The organism is Microbacterium sp. UBA3394 (assembly GCF_002358725.1).
GTDB lineage: Bacteria > Actinomycetota > Actinomycetes > Actinomycetales > Microbacteriaceae > Microbacterium > Microbacterium luteum.
Map to the genome: position 1 here is coordinate 1 of NZ_DEPK01000213.1, position 2614 is coordinate 2614.

4 protein-coding genes are annotated in these 2614 nt (G+C 70.1%); 1 reads left to right on the top strand and 3 read right to left on the bottom strand.

Annotated features, from left to right (window positions below):
- Together B4E30_RS13155 and B4E30_RS13160 are read right to left on the bottom strand one after the other, a co-directional pair.
- A partial coding sequence (locus B4E30_RS13155) for a sulfite exporter TauE/SafE family protein (protein WP_286795543.1) occupies positions 1–430 on the bottom strand: 430 nt, incomplete at its 3' end.
- Positions 427–1275 (bottom strand): DUF2510 domain-containing protein, encoded by an 849-nt coding sequence (locus tag B4E30_RS13160; RefSeq protein ID WP_228480945.1) that lies wholly within the window; start codon positions 1273–1275, stop codon positions 427–429. The genes B4E30_RS13160 and B4E30_RS13155, both read right to left, overlap by 4 nt.
- 269 nt (positions 1276–1544) lie before the next feature.
- Between B4E30_RS13160 and B4E30_RS13165 the strand changes: the two genes are divergently transcribed.
- On the top strand, positions 1545–1934 hold the full coding sequence (locus tag B4E30_RS13165) for an SHOCT domain-containing protein (RefSeq protein ID WP_071043803.1): 390 nt from the start codon (positions 1545–1547) through the stop codon (positions 1932–1934).
- A 49-nt stretch (positions 1935–1983) separates the two neighbouring features.
- Here B4E30_RS13165 and B4E30_RS13170 read toward each other — a convergent pair.
- Positions 1984–2614, bottom strand: a 631-nt coding sequence (locus B4E30_RS13170; RefSeq protein WP_286795544.1) for a phosphopantothenoylcysteine decarboxylase, incomplete at its 5' end; no start/stop codon positions are given.

The window sequence follows — 2614 nt, forward strand, 5'->3', positions numbered from 1 at the left end:
CACCGCTCAGCCACGTCAGCGGCAGCCCCGCCTCGCGCGACGGGATGACGAAGAACAGGCTCACGATCACCACCGCGAGGAAGGCGACGAAGCCCCACCGCAGCACCGTGACCGGCAGACGTGCGAGCAGCCACGTGCCGATCTGCGCTCCGATCACCGCGCCGCCGGCGAGGATGAGGGCGGGGATCCATGCGACCGAGCCGTGCACCGCGTAGGAGATCACCCCCACCGTCGCGGTCGGAACGATCGCGGCGAGCGACGTGCCCGCGGCGAGGCGCTGGTCGAAGCCGAGGATGAGCATGAGCAGCGGCACGATGACGGTGCCGCCCCCGACGCCGAAGAGTCCGGAGAGGAGGCCGGCGAGGGCGCCGACGAGAAGGCACGTGATGATGAAGCGCGGCGTGCGCGCGCGGACAGCGGCTTCGCTCATTCGACCGATGCGTCGTCGATGAGCCAGGCGCCGTCCTCCGACACCAGGACATACGTGTAGTCGTCCTGAGCCGGCTGCGGCTCGGGCAGCGGCGAACCGTATTCGTCGACACTAGACATGTACGTCTCGCGGGTCTGCAGCACGATCTCGCCGTCGCCGGTCTCGATGTCGGTCACCGTCAGTTCGTAGCCCGACGTGGTCGCGGCGAACTCGGCGGCGCTCACCTGGAAGGTCTCGCAGTCCGCGATGCCGAGGTAGTCGCGGAAGTACTCCGTGGTCGAGGCGACGTAGGCGTCGCAGTCCCCCTCGCGCCAGGCGCTGTCGTAGGTCTGCACGGTCTCGATCGCCGCGCGCTCATCGGCCGTCTCGCCGGAGGCGGCGCCGCCGCCTTGCAGCATGCCCAGCGCGAGCGGAATGAAGACCGCCGCGAGCGCCACGATGCCCAGGAGCACGACACCCACGACCACCCACACGATCCAGAGCTTGGAGGACTTCGGCTCGGTGGCGGAGATGAACGCGCCTCCGACCCCTGCACCGGGGTAGCCCGCGGGCGGTAGACCCGAGACCTGCGGGTCACCCGTCTGCTGAAAGGCGGGCTGACCGGGCGGCGTGACGTCGGAGGCGCTTCCCGGGGCCGCGAACAGCTGCGAAGCGGGGTCCGCGTCGGCGGGTGTCGCGGAGGCGTCCGTGGACATCGTGGAGGCCTCAGCGGGGGCGTCGTGGTCCGGTTCCGCTGCAGCTTCCGGCTGCTCGGGCACGTGGACGTGCTCGGTCCACTGGGCACCGTCCCACCAGCGCAGCGCGCCGTGTCCGTCGTCGTACCATCCGGGCGGGGTCGTGCTCATCGCGCCTATCCGTTCACGGGCGCGCGGGTGGCGCCGCACGCCCACCTTACCGGCGCGCATCCGGTGGGGCCGCCGCGTCCGCACCTGCACGAGGCGGACCGGATGCGGTGTCAGCGCGACCGGAGGCAGCATCCGCAGAATTCGTTCCCAACGTTTTCCCAGGGAGCGGTATCATTCCGCGGTGGGGGACGCGTTCCTCCTTGCGCGCTTCGCTCTGCACGACCTGCGCAACACCTCGCATCCATGCAGAACGCCGAAAGGACGAGAATATGGGCTTCTGGGAGAACTTTTTCGACGTGATCTGGTGGTTCTTGTTCGCATTCGCGTTCATCGCCTACCTCTTCGCGCTGTTCGCCATCATCGGCGACCTCTTCCGCGACCACAAGCTGAACGGCTGGTGGAAGGCGCTGTGGATCATCTTCCTGATCTTCGTGCCCTTCCTGACCGCGCTGGTCTACCTCATCGCGCGCGGCAAGGGCATGGCCGAGCGCAGCGCCTCCGAGGCGCAGCAGGCGAAGGCGGCGACCGACGCGTACATCCAGCAGGTCTCGGGCGGCAAGAGCCCGGCCGAGGAGATCGCCCACGCCGCCGAGCTGCTGAAGGCCGGCACCATCACCACCGAGGAGTACGAGAAGCTCAAGGCGAAGGCACTGTCCTGATCCGCTGATCGACTTCGCGAAGGCCGTCACCCGCCGGTGGCGGCCTTCGTCATTCCCGGGCGTTCCGGGATCGCCGCGCCGTCACGACGACGTCCCAGAGGGCGTCGGCGATCTCGCGCTTGCTGCCGCGCCGCTCGGCGACCACGTGCCCGCCGTGGCCGATGATCGCCACCGCGTTGTCCGGCTGCTCGAACCCGCGCGACCACCCCACCTCGTTGACGACGAGCAGGTCCGCGCCCTTACGCTCGCGCTTGCGCCGACCCCGCTCGAGCAGGCGCTCTCGGTCCGGCTCGGTCTCGGCCGCGAATCCCACGATCGTCTGCCCGTCGGGCCGGGCGGCGGCGAGACCCGCGAGGATGTCGGGGTTCTGCACGAGCTCGAGGGTGAGACCGTCATCCGTCTCCTTGGCGAGCTTGGTGTCGGAGACGGCCGCGACCCGGTAGTCCGAGACGGCCGCGGCCATCACGACGACATCGGCCCCGACCGCGGCCGCCCCGACGACCGACTGCAGATCGGCCGCGGTGCCGACCTCCACGGTCTGTATGCGCGGATGCCGGCGCGCGGATGCGGCCGCCTCCGTCTCGACGTGCGCGACCACCAGGGTGACGTCCGCGCCGCGATCGGCCGCTGCGAGGGCGACGGCGACGCCCTGTCGGCCGCTCGAACGATTGCCGATGTAG

Excerpts from the sequence above, each read along its gene's own strand:
- B4E30_RS13160 (WP_228480945.1), bottom strand. The coding sequence starts at position 1,275 with ATGAGCACGACCCCGCCCGGATGGTACGACGACGGACACGGCGCGCTG.
- B4E30_RS13165 (WP_071043803.1), top strand. The coding sequence starts at position 1,545 with ATGGGCTTCTGGGAGAACTTTTTCGACGTGATCTGGTGGTTCTTGTTC.